The organism is Parolsenella catena (genome assembly GCF_003966955.1).
In the GTDB taxonomy this organism is placed as follows: domain Bacteria; phylum Actinomycetota; class Coriobacteriia; order Coriobacteriales; family Atopobiaceae; genus Parolsenella; species Parolsenella catena.
The window spans coordinates 1255961-1271990 of the sequence record NZ_AP019367.1; the positions used below are offsets into that span (position 1 = coordinate 1255961).

Sequence of the window (16030 nt, forward strand, 5' to 3'; positions counted from 1 at the left end):
GCTAGTTCTCCTTCGTATCCTTCTCGCTCGCCTCGGCGGCCTTCTCATCGAAGGCGCCCTTGATCGGCGCGACGAGCATGTGCATGTTGCGGCCCTCCATCTTCGGCTGGCTCTCAACCGTGGCGTAGGGCTTGAGGTCGGCGGCCAGTCGCTCGAGGACGTTGAGACCCTGCTCGGGGTGAGCCATCTCGCGACCGCGGAACATGATGGTCACCTTCACGCGCGCGCCCTTCTTGAGGAAGCGCATGACGTGGCCCTTCTTGGTCTCGTAGTCGCCGGTGTCGATCTTGGGACGGAACTTCATCTCCTTGACCTCGACCTTGGCCTGCTTCTTGCGAGCCTGCTTGGCCTTGATCGCCTGCTCGTACTTGTACTTGCCGTAATCCATGACCTTGCAGACGGGCGGCTCGGCGTTCGGGGCGATCTCGACAAGGTCGAGACCCTGCTCGGAGGCGATGCGGAGGGCATCACGGACACCGAACTGACCAAGCTGGGAGCCGTCGACGCCAATCAGGCGGCAGACTCGAGCGGTGATCTCCCCGTTAATACGGGGACCTTCGGACTTTGCTATCTTACACACCTTCCCTTCCCTGCGGCGTGCCTTGCGGGCACCTCGCCGCTTGCGTGACGTGCGACCCTGTGCCGCGCGTCGCAATGCCGCGGGCCTGGACCCGCAACGAAAAACCGGAGCTGCGCTTGGCACAGCTCCGGCAAGATTCAGGCTTGGGCACCCACGCTGGGATGCGATTCCTTTGTCCGACCAGACAGCTGCCCGCAGGCGCCGTTCAGGTGGGGCCACAACCTCTGACCCACTTGGCGTGCGCGACCTCTCGGCCACACGAATTGATAGTATTGCACGCAGGAGACACACGTGCAAGGAGAAATATGAGCAGCAGGCAACGCGCGCACAAGGCCACCACACGAGCAAACCGCCAGGCGAGAAGGCCGCGCGAGCAGACCCACGAGCCGCAGACGCTCGACGAGCAGACGGGGCTGCCCACCCACCTCGTCGAGGCGGTCAGGGCGTCTGCGGGACCCCTTGCGGACACCATCATAGCCGGATGGGGCCAGGAGCGCCCCGTGACCATGCGCGTCAACACGCTGCGCTCAAGCCTTGCCGACGTCACGCGCGAGCTGGACGAGGCGGGCATCGGGTGCGCACGCGTCCCGTGGTACGCGGACGCGCTCGTGCTTGCCGACGACGTCCGCGAGAGAGACGTCTGGGGCCTTAACGCCTATGCCCAGGGGAAGGTGTACCTCCAGAGCCTCTCCTCCATGCTGCCACCGCTCGCCCTGCGCCCGCAGCCGGGCACCGATGTGCTCGACATGTGCGCCGCCCCCGGCGGAAAGACGAGCGAGCTCGCAGCGCTTGCCCCCGCGCGTAAGGGCGTGCGCGCCGCGCGCGTCACGGCATGCGAGCTTTCCGCGCCACGTGCCGAGAAGCTCGAGCACAACCTCGCGAAGCTCGGCGCCACGAACGTCCAGGTCATGCGCGTGGACGCCCGTAGGCTCGATGACTGGTTCTCCTTCGATCAGGTGCTGCTCGACGCCCCCTGCACGGGCTCTGGCACCGTGTCCCTCCACGACGGGCACGCGGCCCGCTACCTCACGCCCGAGCTCGCAAACCGCGTCGAGCGCTCGCAGCGCGCGCTTCTCGACCGGGGCCTCACCGTGCTCAAGGCCGGGGGCAGCCTCGTGTACTCGACGTGCTCGATCCTGCCGCGCGAGAACGAGGACGTCGTGGAGTGGGCCCTCGCGCGCCATGCGGACTGCGAGCTCGTCGACGTGGCGCTGCCGCACGCAGTAGCCGGCGAGGACACGGACGACGAGGCGCCCCTGGCACTGCCGAACCGGCTGCCCGGCACGCTCACGGTGTGCCCAAGCCGCCTCTACGAGGGCTTCTTTGTCTCAAGGATCGTGAAGCGCGGCTAGCGCGCGGTGACGGGAGGCACGAGGCGAGAGGGGTGCGCCACTCTCGTCACTCGTCCCCGAGCGCGTGCCCGCGCGAGGCGAACATGGCCTCGACGTCCTCGGGCGTCGTGTCAAGCGCGCAGGCAAGCTCCTCGAGGGAGCGATCGCGGGCGTCACGCAGGACGCGGATGAGGTAGGAGCTGGGCTTCTTGGAGCCTGCCTCCGCCTCGGCGATGCGGGCACGCATCGTCTTCACGACGAGCACCGAGTCTGGCACGCCGTGCTTGAGCAGCTTCTTGAAGTGGCTCTCCTCCAGCCCGGAGTTGCGGTCCGTGAACGTGTCGCACGCGAGGTCCGCGTAGCCGTCGATGACGGCAAGGGCCTCCTCGCGGCCCACGGGCGGGTGAAGGTTCTTCTCGGCCTGGGCGGCGGGGTACATGAGACGCGTGGCGCCGCGGCCGGAGCCGGTCTCGAGGATGAGCATGGGAGCGGGCGAGTCCTGGAAGCCGACGACCGTGCACAGTCCCTGTCCGGGATGGACGACACGCTCACCAACAGAAAACAGCGCTACCTCCGCACCGATGGCCAACAGAAATAAGATTACCACCAAAAAACGGTATAACCGCAGGTAAATTCATAGGTTTCACGCAAATCGGACGCAATGACGAGCACTCTCGCCGCGCGGTGACAAAACGACCCCGTCCCCAGCCGTCACGCTTACGGTATACTTGTCCGACACTGGCCCGAGTGGTGGAATGGCAGACACGGAGGTCTCAAAAACCTCTGGGGAAACCCGTGCGAGTTCGACCCTCGCCTCGGGCACCAGAACATGGCAAGGCCCGGACGAGCACGCGCTCGCCCGGGCCTTTTCTTTACGCACACGTGCGGCTCGCCGCCTGCAGGTAGGGGTTGGACCGCAGCTCCCAGCCAATCGTCGTGTCGTCGCCGTGGCCGGTGAGGACGTGCGTCTCGCCCGGGAGCTCGCGGGCGAGCGTGCCCAGAGAGGACAAGAGCGCGGCGGGGTCGCCACCGGCAAGGTCGGTGCGGCCGGCGCTTCCCGCAAACAGCGTGTCACCCACGAAGGCAAGGCCCGCCGCCGTCCCCTGCCCCACGAGCGTGACGCCGCCCGGCGTGTGACCCGGCGTCGCGACCACACGGAAACGGGCCTCGCCCACGCCCGTGGTACCGCCCGGCACGAGAAGCTCGTCGGGCTCGGGCGCGTCATCGTCGTACTCGATGCCAAACGCGCGGGCACGGCGCGCATGGCGCGCGAGGTCGGCGTCGGCCGCGTTGATGGCAAAGCGCGCGCCCGTAGCCGCGATGAGCGCCGCCACGCCTCCCACGTGGTCCGCGTGACCGTGCGTGGCCACGACGAGCTCAACGTCCACGTCAGAGAGCGCCTCGGCGATGCGGGCGCCCTCGGCGCCGGGGTCGACGACCATGGCCTTGCCGCAAGAGACCACGGCATAGCAGTTCGTCGAGAACGGCGACACGACGAAGCGCCTCAGCTCAAGCGCGGCGTCCGCCATGCCGGCGACGTCATCGAAGGCCATCCGCCCCGTGTTCCAGAACTCGCCCATGCTACCTCCCATGAATCGAGTTGGCGCCCTCGCCGGGCATGATGCGGCGCGCGTCGTAGACGGAAGGCACGCGGCTCACCGTGGCAAGCAGGGTGTCGAGCAGGTTCGCGTCGCTGATGGCGACGAGGAAGCGCAGCTTGGCGACGCCCTGGGGGCTCGTGTTCGTGGCGGCGGAGAGGATGTTGCCGCCCGCCTCGCCCACGGCGATCGTGACGTCCTTGAGAAGGCCCATGCGGTCCGTGGCCTCGACCATGATCTCCACCTGGAACTGCGTGGCACCCGAGGTGTCCCACTCGACCTCGATCATGCGCTCGGGATGTGCCATAAGGCCCTTGACGTTGGGGCAGCTCGAGCGGTGCACGGACACGCCGCGGCCACGCGTGATGAAGCCCACGATGTCGTCGCCGGCCACAGGGTTGCAGCAGTGCGCGAGGTGCACGAGCAGGTCGGCATCGCCCTTGGCGACCACGCCACAGCTCGCGCGGCGGCGCTTGGCAGAGCCCTTGGGGGCGCGGGCCTGGCGCGGTGCGCTCATGGGCTTGGAGCCGCCCTCGAAGAACTCCTCGCGCGCGGCGTTCGCCTCGGCGTTGGCGCGCTGCTGGGCCGCGAGCATCTCGGCCGGGGACCCCTCCTCGAGCACGGCCTGGACCTTGTTGGCCACCGACTTGGCCGTCACCTTGCCGTTGGCGATGGCGGCGAGCATGTCGTCGGTCTCCTTGAACGACAGCTCCTCGCTCACGCGCGCGAGCGCCTTGGCCGAGCGCGGCGTGGAGATGCCGTAGCCGCGCTTGCGCAGCTCGCGGCCGAGCTCGCCACGGCCCGCCTCGGCGTCGTCGGACTTCGTGGATGCCGCGAAGTACTTGCGGATCTTGGAGCGCGCCGAGGGCGTCGCCACGATGTTCATCCAGTCTCGCGAGGGCTTGGCGCTCTTGTTCGTAAGGATCTCCACGCGGTCGCCGGTGGCGAGCGGCTTGGTGAGCGAGACCACCGAGCCGTTGACCTTGGCGCCCACGCAGTGGTTTCCCACCTCGGTGTGGACGGCGTAGGCAAAGTCGAGCGGCGTGGAGCCGGCACGCAGGTTCATGACCTCGCCCTTGGGCGTGAACACGAAGATCTCGTCGCCGAAGAGGTCCACGCGCAGGTCCTCGAGGAACTCGTGCGGGTCCTCCATGTCGCCCTCGACCGTCCAGTCGAGGCTGCGGCGGATCCAGGAGATCTGGCGGTCGACGCTCTTGTCGTCGGCGCTCATGTTGCCCTGCGAGTTGCCCGCGCGCTTGTACAGCCAGTGGGCGGCGATGCCGTACTCGGCCTGCTCGTGCATCTCTACCGTGCGCAGCTGGATCTCGATGGGACGGGCCTCCGGGCCCACGACCGTGGTGTGGAGCGACTGGTAGCCGTTGGGCTTGGGCGTGGCGATGTAGTCCTTGAAGCGGCCGGGAAGCGGGTGCCACAGCGAGTGGACGGCGCCCAGGGCCGAGTAGCAGTCTCCCACCGTCTGCAGGATAACGCGCAGCGCGATGAGGTCGTAGATGTCGGAGAACTCCTTGCCCTTGCGCTTCATCTTGAGGTGGATGCTCCACAGGTGCTTCGGGCGGCCCGTGATCGTGAAGCCGTCGAGGCCAACGCGGCGCAGCTCGTCGGTGAGCGTCTTGATGGCCTCCTCGGTGTCGCGCTCGCGCTGGTCTCGGGAGTCCTGGACCATGCGCGCGATGCGCTGGTACTCCTCGGGCTCGAGGTAGAAGAACGCGAGGTCCTCGAGCTCCCACTTGAGCGAGGAGATGCCGAGGCGGTCTGCGAGCGGCGCGTAGACGTCCATGGTCTCATGGGCCTTGAACGTGCGGCGGTCGGGCGGAAGCGCCGCGAGCGTGCGCATGTTGTGCAGGCGGTCGGCGAGCTTGATGATGACGACGCGGATGTCGCGGCTCATGGCGAGGAACATCTTGCGCAGGTTCAGCGCCTGCTTGGCGTCCATGGAGTCGACCTCGATCGAGGTGAGCTTCGTGACACCGTCCACGAGCTCGGCGACCGTTTCGCCAAACAGCTCGGAGAGGTCGGAGAGCGTGGCCGGGGCGTCCTCCACGGTGTCATGGAGCAGCGCCGCACAGATCACGTCCTCGTCCATGTGAAGGTCATGGGCCAGGATGAGCGCCACCTCGACGGGATGGTTGATGTAGGGCTCGCCGCTGCGGCGCCGCTGGTCGCGGTGGAACTCGGCGGCAAAGCGGTAGGCCTCGTCGACCTTTGCCATCCCCTCGGCCGAGAGGTACCTCGAGCAGGTCTTCCTCAGCAGCGGGTAGTCGTCGGCCCCAACCTCCGGGGCCCCCTCGGGCGGTGCCGCGACGTGCTTGGTCTCTGACATGGCGTCACTCCCCCTCCTCTCGCACCATCGTCCCGAACCCCGGGACGATGGGCCTGTTGATGTGGTCGAGAAGCTCGCCGGGCGTGGCGGCAAGCACCCAGTCGCAGAAGGCGTGGAACTCCTCGCCGCTGCGCTTGCCCTCGAGGTAGCGGATGGAGCTGTCGAGCTCCATGTGGCCCGGCGAGGGCACCATGACGATGCGCCTGCCCGTCCCGTAGCCCTCGACCTCGAGGAACCCCAGGTCGCGGAAGATGGCGATGCCCGCCGACACCGAGCGCTCCTCGAGGGTGGTCGCCGGCGCCGTCTGCAGGCACGCCTCGAGGATCTCTGCGTTCGTGCGCCCGATCGCGCCGTCCGAGTCCTGGGAGGCGCGGGCCGCCAGGCTTCGCAGCGTCCTCCACAGGCAGACGAGCTCTTCTCGGCCCGGGGCGTAGGAGGACAGGATGCGCTCGTTGACGTGGGCGTCGCGCGAGCCGAACAGCAGGTGGATCGTGGCGGGCTTGCCGTCGCGGCCGGCGCGGCCGCTCATCTGGTTGAACTCGATGGCACCGAACGGCATGTGGTAGAGCACGACGTGGCGGATGTCTGGCAGGTTGACGCCCTCGCCGAACGCGCTCGTGGAGATGACGCACGTGAGCGCGCCGGAGCGGAACGCCCGCTCCACACGGTTGCGCTCCTGGCGCGTGAGGCCGGCATTGTAGAACGCGATGCGCTGGCCCAGCTCGGGGTTTGCCTTCCTCAGCGCGCGGGCGAGCACGACGGACTGCTCGCGCGAGTTCACGTAACACACGCACTTCTCGCCCGTGCTCGCAATCGAGACAAGCGCGGCCTCGCGGTCATGCAGCTCGCGCTCGTCGTCGAGCACGAGGTTGGCGCGGCGCGTGTCGTCCACGATGACGTCGTCGATGCCGGCAAGCTCGCAGATCTGCCTGGCAACGGGCTCGGCGGCCGTCGCCGTGACGGCAAGCGTCACGGGATGCCCGAGCTCGCCCAGCACGCGGGGCAGCTCCCGGTAGGTCGTGCGCGAGCCACCGTCCGAGGTGCCGGCATGGTGGGCCTCGTCGATGACGACGAATCCGATGCGGCCCGAGGCGGCGAAGCGCCCCGAGTGGATGGCGAGGAACTCCGGCGTCGTGAGCACAACGTCCACGGTGCCCGCCGCAAGGCCGCCAAAGACCTCCTCGCGAACCTCGGGCGAGCTCTCACCCGTGAGCACGCGGGCGGACAGGCCGAGCGCGGCGAGCTCGCCGGTGATGTGGAAGCTCTGGTCCGCGACGAGGGCGCGCAGCGGGTAGACGAAGACGCTCGCACGGCTCCGGGCAAGCGCGAGGCGCGCGGCGTGCACGTGGAAGACGAGCGACTTGCCGCGTCCCGTCGCCATGACGCACAGGGCGCTGCGACCGGCCGCGAGGGCGTCGAGCGCGGCGCGCTGGGCGCCCAGCAGCTCGTGGTCCCCGATGAAGCGGTGCACGAGGCGGTCCGTGAGCTCGGCCTCGCTCATGCCGGCGGCCTGCTCGCGGGCGTCGGTGCTCGCCGGCTCGGGCGGCTCGTGGGTGTCGGAGGCGAGAATCTGCGGCACGCGGCCAAACAGCTCGGAGACGACCTCGGGTGTGCTCACGCCGGGCGTAGCCTCGCGGTAGATGATGTCGCGCACCATGAGCTTGGGCTTCGTGCGGCCCTGCCACGTCTCGGCGACCGCCTCGAACACGAGGTCGACGGCGCCCTCGTAGTCGCAGGCGCGCTCGACGTCGGGAGTGCGGAACATGATGGCCGGCACGGAGCTCACGCCGTCTGTCGCCAAGAAGCGCAGGTGCTCGCCGGAGCGGCCCACACGGCTGCGTGCGCGCATGACCACGCCCGTGGCGGCAAGAAGCGGCACCTTGTTGCCCTGGCCGAACGGCTTGAGGGCGCCGAGCGACTCGATGGTGGGTACGTCGAGCTCGTCGAGCCCCACGACGGCCGCGACCTCGCCGGTGTCGACGAACTGCTCGGCGGGAAGCTCGTCGAGCACGGCCTCGAGTCGGGCACGGAACGCGTCGATGTTCTCGGCATCGATCGTGACGCCCACCGCACCGGCGTGGCCGCCAAAGCGCACGAGCAAATCGCCGCAGCGCTCGACGGCCTCGAACAGGTTGACCGAGCCCACGGAGCGGCCCGAGCCATGGGCCACGCCGTCGGAGATGGAGAAGAGGATGGCGGGCACGTGATAGCGGTTAACGACGCGGCTCGCGACAATGCCCTTCACGCCCTCGTGCCAGCCCTCGCCGCCCACGACGATGGCGCGCCCCCCGTCATAGGTCTCCTCGACCATGGCCATGGCCTGGTCGGCAAGGTCGCGCTCGATGTCGCGTCGGTTCTGGTTGATGGTCTCGAGCTGGGCGGCCAACGAGGCGGCCTCGGTGGCGTCGTTGGAGACGAGCAGATTGAAGGCAACGTCAACGTCGCCCATGCGGCCGGCGGCGTTCAGGCGCGGGACGAGCGAGAACGGCAGGCCGTCCGCCTCGATCTGCGAGAGGTCGCAGTTGGCCACCGCGGCCAGCGCCACGATGCCGGGGCGCTGCGTGTGGCGCATGCGCTCGATGCCGTCCGTGACCAGGGCGCGGTTCTCGCGCGTGAGGTTCATCATGTCCGAGATGGTGCCGAGCGTGGCGACGTCGGTGTAGGAGCGCCACAGCTCGGGGACCCCCATGCGCCGCCCGAGCTCCTGCACGAGCTTGAGCGCCACGCCGGCGCCGGCAAGGTCGCAGCTGGGGCAGTCGTGGTCGAGCTTGGGGTCGCAGACGGGGACATCCGCGGGAACGAGGTCGGAGGGCTCGTGGTGGTCCGTCACGACGACGTCTATGCCCTGGGCGCGCACCATCTCGACCTCGGCGGCGGCGGCGATGCCATTGTCCACCGTGACGATCAGGTCCGGGTGGCAGCCCTCCACGACGCGCTCGAGCGCCTCGGCCGACAGCCCGTAGCCCTCGCCGAAGCGCCTCGGGATGTAGGGGTGCACCTCGGCGCCGAGCTCGCGAAGGCCCAGCGTGAGCAGACACGTCGAGCTCATGCCGTCCACGTCGAAGTCACCGAAGACGGCGATGACCTCATGGTTGCGCACGGCCCGCTCGACGCGGTCCGCCGCGGGCACGAGACCGGGCAGCTCGCGCGGGTCCAGCCAGTCTCGCTCGAGCGACGGCGTGAGGAACTCGCGCGCCTGGGCGGCCGTGCGGATGCCGCGCGCCACCATGACGCGGGCCGCAAGCGGCGTGACGCCCGTGGCGGCGCGGACCTCGTGCTCGGCGACGGCATCGCCGGTAAGGACGTGCCAGCGGTCGCTCTCTCTCAGGCCGCTCATCCGCTACTCACCGCTCTTTGGCGCGGGCTGCTCGTCCTCGTCCTCATCGGACTCGAGGTCTTGGGCATCCTGAGCGCCCTTGGCGACGTCAGCTGCCGTGTAGAGCGCAAGCTGCGTGGGAACCGCCACGGCAAGCGCATAGACGAGCGCGCCCATGCCGCAGGCGAGCGAGACGGCGAACTCGCGGACGTGACCGGGCAGAAGGACCGCCGCGACCACCGCCGCGACGAGCACGACGCCCGCGACGCCCATGAGGCAGTTGCGCTCGTGGCCGCAGGCAACCTGCTGGGACTTGCGCACCGAGGCGCCGGCGTCACGCTCGGAGCGATAGCGCACCGCCACGCGCACGCCCGCGACGAGCGCGCACAGCTCGGTTACGGCCAGGCCCGCGAGCTCCATGCGGCCGAGGACGACGACGTCGAAGCGCGCCACGAGCGTGAGAATGCCAAGCGCGATGATTACGGAGACGGTTGCGGCTTCCGCGCAGACCCCGCCGGCCGCCCCGAGCCTGCGAGCAGCGACGAGGCAGGCCACGAACGACACGACGATAAATGCCGCCAGGACAAGGACGGGCGCGTCATCGCCCAGCGTGGCGCCGACCTCGGCGGGCTCGGTCTGCGAGAGGGAGCACCTCAGCCGGCCGCCGGCGATGGCCGAGGCGTACGCATAGGCCTGGTCCTCGGTGAAGCCGCCGGAGATGTTGATCTTGCCGCCCTCGATCTTTTCGCTCACGGACGGCGAGGCAATGATGGTGCCGTCCATGACGACGGCGATCTGGCCCGAGGCCCCGTCCTGGGAGAGGTCCTCCGTGGCGTCCGAGAGCGCCGAGGCGCCGCTGGCGTCCAGGGAGACGGAGATGCCGTAGTAGGTCATGCCGTAGTAGTTCTGGGAGACGACGCTTGCGCCCTTGACCTCGTCGGACGTGACGAACGCGTCGTAGGAGCCCTGCTCGAGCTCAATGTTCGAGGCGTTGTTCTGGAGCTTCTGAAGCACGTCGGCGTCGGAGATGGAGTCAACACGCACGAGCTCGAGGGCACCGCCTCGCGTGAGGGCGTCTGCCACCGAGGCGGCGTCATAGTTGGAGGGGACGCGCAGCTCGAAGGTGTCGTCGCCCGTCTGGGAGACCTGCACGTCATGCTGCTCGAGCGCGTCGGCGCGCCGGCGGAGCACGGTAAGGACGTCGGCGGCGCCCGTGCCGTCCGCGTAGTCTGTGGCCGTGAGGGTCACGGCGTTGCCACCGGCGAGGTCGACGCCCAGCGGAATGCCCCACATGGGCAGGAAGAGCGCCACGAGCGAGGCCACGAGCAGGACCGCCGTGAGCGCGATGGGACCCGCGAGCCGCTTCTTCTCGGCCGATATCCTTGCCTTGAACCTCTCGTCCCGCTTCATGGAAACCCCCTTGCGCGGCGCGGGCGAGAAGCCGGCGCCACAGTCGTCGTTTAACCTTTTGATTGTACCTAAAACGGCAGGTAGCGCGAAAAGCCGCAGCCCCGCGGACCCAATGGGAGCGCGGGGCTGCGGCACCAAGGCGGGCTTGGGCTTTTGGGACTGCCCCCGATCGGTCTGACGGGACGCCGCCGGAGGCGCCTAGAAGTCGTTTGCGGCGGGAGAGTCCATCCAGTCTCGGTAGAACTGCTCGTAGCGACCCTGCGCGATGGCGGCGCGCACGCGCTCCATGAGGGCGAGCAGGTAGCGAATGTTGTGCTGCGACAGCAGGATGCCGCCGAGCATCTCCCCCTGGCGCACGAGGTGGTGGATGTAGGCGCGCGTGAAGCCGCCCGCGCACGCCGGGCAGTCGCAGTGCTCGTCGAGCACGCGCTGGTCGTGCTTGAAGCGGGCGTTCTTGAGGTTCAGGCGTCCCTCGCTCGAGAAGGCCGTGCCCATACGCGCGGTGCGCGTGGGCAGCACGCAGTCGAACATGTCGACGCCCGAGGCGACGGCGCGCACGAGCGTGGTGGGGTTGCCCACGCCCATGAGGTAGCGCGGCTTGTTCTTGGGCATGTGCTCCGCCACGAGCGGCTCGAGCGTCTCATACATCGTCTCGTGGTCCTCGCCCACGGAGTAGCCGCCGATGCCGTATCCCGGGAAGTCGCCGCACTCCTCGAGGTGAGCGAGGCTCCTCAGGCGCAGGTCCATGTGCATGCCGCCCTGGACGATGCCAAAGAGCGCCTGGTCTGGGCGCGTGTGGGCGTTCCAACAGCGCTCGCCCCACATGCTGGAGAGCTCGACGGCGCGCGCCACGTAGGCCTTCGTGGCCGGGTAGCCCGGGCACTGGTCGAGCTGCATGCAGATGTCGCTGCCGAGCTTCTCGGCGATGGCCATGTTGTCCTCGGGCGTCCAGCGGATGCGCGCGCCGTCGTACTCGATGGCCCGGAAGCTCACGCCCTCGTTCGTGAGCTTCATGAACTCGTTGTGCGAGAACACCTGGAACCCACCCGAGTCCGTGAGGATGGGGCCGTTCCAGCGCATGAACTTATGCACGCCGCCCATCTCGGCCACGAGGTCGGCGCCGGGGCGCATGGCGAGGTGGTAGGTGTTGTTGAGAATGATCTTGGCGCCAAGGTCCGCCACCTGGGAGGGCATGAGGCCCTTGACCGTGGCCTTTGTGCCCACGGGCATGAAGATGGGCGTGGGGACGTCGCCGTGGGCGGTGTGGAAGACGCCGCAGCGCGCGTGGGTCTTGGGGTCTTGCGCCGTGATGTCGAAGTGGAACAGGTTGTCTGGGAGCTCGCCGGGCTGCGGCCAGGCCGCGCGCAGCGAGTCGTCGGAAAGCGTCATGCTCATACCCCTTGTCCGTGGCCGCGGGCGGCGGCCGTTGTATAACCTTGAATTGTCGCACAACGCGTGAATGCCGCGCGCAATCGCACATACTGTCCGCGCGATGGTCCACAATGGGTCTCCAGAAGAGACGAGAGCGAGGACGCATGGCAGACGAGACGGAAGAGACCAAGGCCGAGGAGCACCTCGAGCAGGCGGAGACCGAGGAGCACGCCGAACAGGAGGAGCCCGAGGCGAGCGAGGAGTCGGACGGCAATCGCGGGCCGGCCGATGGACCCGCCAGCCTCGAATCGCAGGACGAGCCCAGGGCAGACTCCGAGCAGGGCGGCGGGCCCGAGGACGGCGACGAGGCAGACGCCGAGCAGGGCACTGAGCTCACCGACGACACCGAGCCCGCCGACGCCTCCGAGGAGAACGACGAGCCGGCCGAGCCCGTCACCGAGCCCACCACGGAGCCCGTCTCACCGCAGCAGAGAATCATCGACACGGCACAGCGGGCCGCCCAGGCGGGGACGGCGTCCGTGACCGAGGGCGTCTCGGCCGTCCGTGAGCTCTCCGCCGCCAGGCGCGCCCACGCCACGGCGTTCAAGGAGCTCGAAACGCTCGAGAGGGACACGAAGCGGCTCGCCGAGCAGCTCGAGCACCGCCGCGACGTGGAGAGCAACTACGAGCGCATCGTCGAGGTGCAGACGGCAGAGATCGAGGACGCGGGACGCGCGCTCGAGCGTGCGCGCGTGCGCAGGGCAAACCTCGAGTCCCAACTCGAGGGCAAGAACAACGAGCTCAAGCGCCTCAAGGAGGCAAACAGCCAGAAGATGGCCCCCTCCCGCAAGCTCATGGAGCAGGCAAAGGACGCGCTCGCCAAGGCCGAGCGCGCACAGGCCGAGGCTCGGCGCGCCCTCAAGAACGCCCAGGCCCAGGCAGACGAGGCCACGGCAAGCCGTGACTCGAAGCTGCAGGCGGCCAAGCGCGCGGCAGACACCGCCTCCGCCAAGCTCGCCCGCCAGCAGGACCAGCTCACCGAGATGCGACGCGACCCCTCGGCGGGCGCCAAGGGCCTCTCCCAGGCAAGCAGCTCGGTGGCGGCGGCCCTGGCCCAGCTCGAGAACGCGCGCGAGAACGTCGCACGCGTCAACCAGGAGACGGGGCAGGCCGTCCAGATCGCGCAGACGCACCTGTACACGCAGCGCAAGTCTCTCGAGGAGGCCGAGACCGACCTCGCGCAGGCCCGCGCGCGCGAGGAGGAGCTGCGCGGCGCCTACGACGCAAAGCGCTCGGAGGCAGACGAGCAGGAGTCAGCCGTGTCCTCGAAGACCTCCGAGCTCGAGAAATCCCTCGAGCAGACCAGGGACGACGAGGCCGGCGCCCGCGGACGCGGGCAGGCCGCCCAGGCCGCGCTCGAGGAGGCACGCGACATCCACGCCCACCCCGAGCTCACCGACGAGCTTAGCGAGCGCTGCCAGGAGAGCCGCGCGAGGACGGAGGAGCAGCGCAGGCTCGTCGAGCGCCTTGCCACCGAGGAGCGCATAGTCCGCGAGCGCACGCAGCGCACGCGCAAGGTCTTCTACGCGCTCGTGGCCGCGGCCGTGGTCATCGTGCTGCTCGCGGTCCTTCTCGCGTTTGGCTGAGTTGGCAGGGGGGGGAACAACCCCTGCCAACCGCACTAGAGGAACAGCTTTATTCCCAGGGTTCTTGTCGGCGCATGGCGAAGTGGGACAAGGCGCGCACGACAAGGAGCACCCCCCCAGCGTCATGCGCGCCAATGCCCGGCTACTCGATGAGCATGGCGTCACCGAAGCTCAGGAAGCGGTAGCGCTCGCGCATGGCCGCGGCGTAGGCGTCCATGATCTGGTCGTGGGTGGCAAGCGCGCTCACGAGCATCATGAGCGTGGAGCGCGGCACGTGGAAGTTCGTGATGAGGGCGTCCACCACGTGATACGTGCTGCCCGGCATGAGGTAGAGCTGCGTGGTGGCGTTCTCGCGCACCACGATGTCACCGCGGCCGAGCGTGTCGGCCGAGTCCTCGCGACCCGCAAAGCCGCGCGCCACCATGGGCGGCTCGGCGGCCGGCGCCTCGGCGTCAAAGGCGCTCTCCAGCGAGCGCACGGCCGTGGTGCCCACGGCGACCACGCGGTGTCCCGCCGCCTTCGTGGCGTGCACGGCGTCGATGACGTCTCGCGTCACGTGGTAGCGCTCCGTGTGCATGACGTGCTGGGTGGGGTCGTCCTCCTCGACGAGGCGGAACGTGTCGATGCCCACCTCGAGCTCCACCGTGGCCCAGCCGATGCCCTTGGCCTTCAGGCGCTCGATGAGTTCGGGCGTGAAGTGCAGGCCTGCCGTGGGCGCGGCGGCGGAGTGCTCCTCGTGCATGGCGTAGACGGTCTGGTACTTCTCGGGGTCGCCCTCGTAGCTCGTGATGTAGGGCGGCAGCGGCACGTGGCCCGCCGCATGGATCGCGGCATCGAGCGTGCGCGGCTCGCCGGTGGCGGGGTCCTCCCCCTTCGGCTCGAAGCGCACGAGCCTGCCTCCCTTGGAGTCCTCCACGAAGTCGACGACCTCTCCCGTGAGCACAACCGGCGAGCTCTCGGGGGCATGCAGGCCGCCGGCGCGGTACTCGATGAGCGCGCCGGGCTTCAGGCGCTTGCCGGGATTGACGAGGCACTCCCAGACGTGACCCATGGCGTCCAAGTCCTCGCGACGCTTGAGCAGCAGGGTCTCGGCGACGCCACCCGTCTTTGCCTTGCGGCCCACGAGGCGCGCCGGCATGACGCGCGTCTTGTTGGCCACGAGCAGGTCTCCCGGCTCGAGGTAGTCCGCGATGTCGTAGAAGTGGCGGTGCTCCACCGAGCCACCGTCGGCGATCGCCTCGGCCTCGCCGGTGACGCCCGCCCCGCCGCCTCGGTGCAGCACGAGCAGCCTGCAGGAGTCACGGGGGTCTGCGGGGGCCTGGGCGATGAGCTCGTCGGGCAGGGGATAGTCAAAGTCATCGGTGCGCATGGGTACTCCTTCTCGCGTGTTCAGCGCTCCCCAGTGTAGTTCTCGCGCGCGATGGCCGCAAAAAGAGGCGGGGCCGGGCGCCAACGTCCCAGCCCCGCTCGCTCGGTTCGAGCATATCGGACGCAATGGCGGGGCGAAGACGGCCAAAGGGGTCGAATCGTCCCGGCGCCCGCATCCCTGGGGCGCTACGGCCTCTGACCCATGCCACCCTCAAGCGTGACGGTCTCGCCGTTCATGTACTTGAAGTCCGGGCCGCACAGCTGCACGACGACGCGACCGATCTCGCGCTCGACGTCACCGTAGTGGCCGGCGGGCGGCATGTGGACGTTGGCGGCAAACGCCTCGGGATAGGCCGCCTGGAAGTTCTCGAGCTGGGCCGTCCAGGCAAGCGGGCAGACGATGTTGACGTTCACGCCGTCGGCGCCCCACTCGTTGGCGGCCACGCGCGTGAGACCGCGGATGCCCTCCTTGGCGGCGGCGTAGGAGCACTGGCCGTAGTTGCCGAACAGGCCGGCGCCCGAGGCGAAGTTCACAACCGAGCCCCTCGTCTCCTTGAGGTGCGGGTAGGCCTTCTGCATGTAGAGGAACGTGGCGTACAGGCCCGAGTAGATGGCGAGGTCGAACTGGTCCATCGTGTGGTCGGCGATCGTGACGCCGGAGGCCGAGGCCTGCGCGTTGTTCACGAGCGCGTCGATGCGGCCGAACTTGGCGATTGCTTGGTCGATGACGTTTTGGACCACGGCCTCGTTGTCCTGGCCGGCGGAGACGTCGGCGGCAACGGGGAGCACGCTCACGCCGTACTCGGCCTCGAGCGACTCCTTGGCCGCCTCGAGCTTGGCCACGTTGCGGCCCGTGATGACGAGGTTCGCGCCCTCCTTGGCAAACGCGATGTCGATGCCGTAGCCGATCGACCCGGCGCTTCCGTCCTTGAGCGTTGCCTTGCCGCCTCCGGTGACGATGACGGTCTTTCCAGTGAACAGGCCCATGGGGTCCTCCTTGCTCGCCGGCTCCAAGCGCATCTGCGTGGTTCGCCAGGGCTTTCCACCCTATCCGCCGAGGCGTCAGGAG

11 protein-coding genes and 1 tRNA gene are annotated in these 16030 nt (G+C 68.9%); 3 read left to right on the forward strand and 9 right to left on the reverse strand.

Annotated features, from left to right (window positions below):
* Nucleotide 1: 1 nt before the first annotated feature.
* Entirely contained in the window at nucleotides 2-580 is a 579-nt protein-coding gene (gene infC / locus Pcatena_RS05705; protein ID WP_126422438.1) for a translation initiation factor IF-3, read from the reverse strand.
* A 305-nt stretch (nucleotides 581-885) separates the two neighbouring features.
* On the opposite strand from infC, the gene Pcatena_RS05710 reads away from it, so the two are divergent.
* Complete coding sequence (locus tag Pcatena_RS05710; RefSeq protein ID WP_126422440.1) at nucleotides 886-1932, forward strand: RsmB/NOP family class I SAM-dependent RNA methyltransferase; 1047 nt, start codon at nucleotides 886-888, stop codon at nucleotides 1930-1932.
* A gap of 46 nt (nucleotides 1933-1978) precedes the next feature.
* Here Pcatena_RS05710 and Pcatena_RS05715 read toward each other — a convergent pair whose 3' ends face one another.
* Nucleotides 1979-2395, reverse strand: a complete 417-nt coding sequence (locus Pcatena_RS05715) for a hypothetical protein (RefSeq protein WP_332835571.1) — start codon at nucleotides 2393-2395, stop codon at nucleotides 1979-1981.
* A gap of 257 nt (nucleotides 2396-2652) precedes the next feature.
* Here Pcatena_RS05715 and Pcatena_RS05720 point away from each other — a divergent pair.
* Nucleotides 2653-2736: transfer RNA gene (locus Pcatena_RS05720), tRNA-Leu, on the forward strand.
* Nucleotides 2737-2783: 47 nt separating this feature from the next.
* Here Pcatena_RS05720 and Pcatena_RS05725 read toward each other — a convergent pair.
* From Pcatena_RS05725 to tgt, 5 genes are all read right to left on the reverse strand, one after another.
* Entirely contained in the window at nucleotides 2784-3491 is a 708-nt protein-coding gene (locus Pcatena_RS05725; protein WP_172596391.1) for an MBL fold metallo-hydrolase, read from the reverse strand.
* A gap of 1 nt (nucleotide 3492) precedes the next feature.
* On the reverse strand, nucleotides 3493-5850 hold the full coding sequence (locus Pcatena_RS05730; protein ID WP_126422444.1) for a RelA/SpoT family protein: 2358 nt from the start codon (nucleotides 5848-5850) through the stop codon (nucleotides 3493-3495).
* 4 nt (nucleotides 5851-5854) lie between these two features.
* Entirely contained in the window at nucleotides 5855-9187 is a 3333-nt protein-coding gene (recJ, locus tag Pcatena_RS05735; protein ID WP_126422446.1) for a single-stranded-DNA-specific exonuclease RecJ, read from the reverse strand.
* 3 nt (nucleotides 9188-9190) lie between these two features.
* Nucleotides 9191-10576 carry a preprotein translocase subunit SecD gene (locus Pcatena_RS05740; protein WP_126422448.1) on the reverse strand — a complete coding sequence of 462 codons (1386 nt, stop codon included), beginning with the start codon at nucleotides 10574-10576 and terminating at the stop codon, nucleotides 9191-9193.
* 198 nt (nucleotides 10577-10774) lie between these two features.
* The gene (gene tgt, locus Pcatena_RS05745; protein ID WP_408634295.1) at nucleotides 10775-11971 is read right to left on the reverse strand and encodes a tRNA guanosine(34) transglycosylase Tgt; all 1197 of its coding nucleotides are present in this window, start codon (nucleotides 11969-11971) and stop codon (nucleotides 10775-10777) included.
* 140 nt (nucleotides 11972-12111) lie between these two features.
* Here tgt and Pcatena_RS05750 point away from each other — a divergent pair, with 140 nt between their 5' ends.
* Complete coding sequence (locus tag Pcatena_RS05750; protein WP_126422452.1) at nucleotides 12112-13593, forward strand: coiled-coil domain-containing protein; 1482 nt, start codon at nucleotides 12112-12114, stop codon at nucleotides 13591-13593.
* Nucleotides 13594-13735: 142 nt separating this feature from the next.
* Here the strand turns inward: Pcatena_RS05750 and queA are convergent, their stop codons facing one another.
* Nucleotides 13736-14962: a tRNA preQ1(34) S-adenosylmethionine ribosyltransferase-isomerase QueA gene (queA, locus tag Pcatena_RS05755; RefSeq protein WP_126422454.1), complete on the reverse strand. Its 1227-nt coding sequence runs from the start codon at nucleotides 14960-14962 to the stop codon at nucleotides 13736-13738.
* Between the two features lie 185 nt (nucleotides 14963-15147).
* Nucleotides 15148-15948 (reverse strand): SDR family NAD(P)-dependent oxidoreductase, encoded by an 801-nt coding sequence (locus Pcatena_RS05760; RefSeq protein ID WP_126422456.1) that lies wholly within the window; start codon nucleotides 15946-15948, stop codon nucleotides 15148-15150.
* Nucleotides 15949-16030 lie beyond the last annotated feature (82 nt).

Coding starts and splice junctions, on each gene's coding strand:
- Pcatena_RS05760 (WP_126422456.1), bottom strand. CDS start 15,948: ATGGGCCTGTTCACTGGAAAGACCGTCATCGTCACCGGAGGCGGCAAG.
- Pcatena_RS05715 (WP_332835571.1), bottom strand. CDS start 2,395: ATGCTCATCCTCGAGACCGGCTCCGGCCGCGGCGCCACGCGTCTCATG.
- Pcatena_RS05725 (WP_172596391.1), bottom strand. CDS start 3,491: ATGGGCGAGTTCTGGAACACGGGGCGGATGGCCTTCGATGACGTCGCC.
- Pcatena_RS05730 (WP_126422444.1), bottom strand. CDS start 5,850: ATGTCAGAGACCAAGCACGTCGCGGCACCGCCCGAGGGGGCCCCGGAG.
- Pcatena_RS05710 (WP_126422440.1), top strand. CDS start 886: ATGAGCAGCAGGCAACGCGCGCACAAGGCCACCACACGAGCAAACCGC.
- Pcatena_RS05740 (WP_126422448.1), bottom strand. CDS start 10,576: ATGAAGCGGGACGAGAGGTTCAAGGCAAGGATATCGGCCGAGAAGAAG.
- recJ (WP_126422446.1), bottom strand. CDS start 9,187: ATGAGCGGCCTGAGAGAGAGCGACCGCTGGCACGTCCTTACCGGCGAT.
- queA (WP_126422454.1), bottom strand. CDS start 14,962: ATGCGCACCGATGACTTTGACTATCCCCTGCCCGACGAGCTCATCGCC.
- tgt (WP_408634295.1), bottom strand. CDS start 11,971: ATGAGCATGACGCTTTCCGACGACTCGCTGCGCGCGGCCTGGCCGCAG.
- Pcatena_RS05750 (WP_126422452.1), top strand. CDS start 12,112: ATGGCAGACGAGACGGAAGAGACCAAGGCCGAGGAGCACCTCGAGCAG.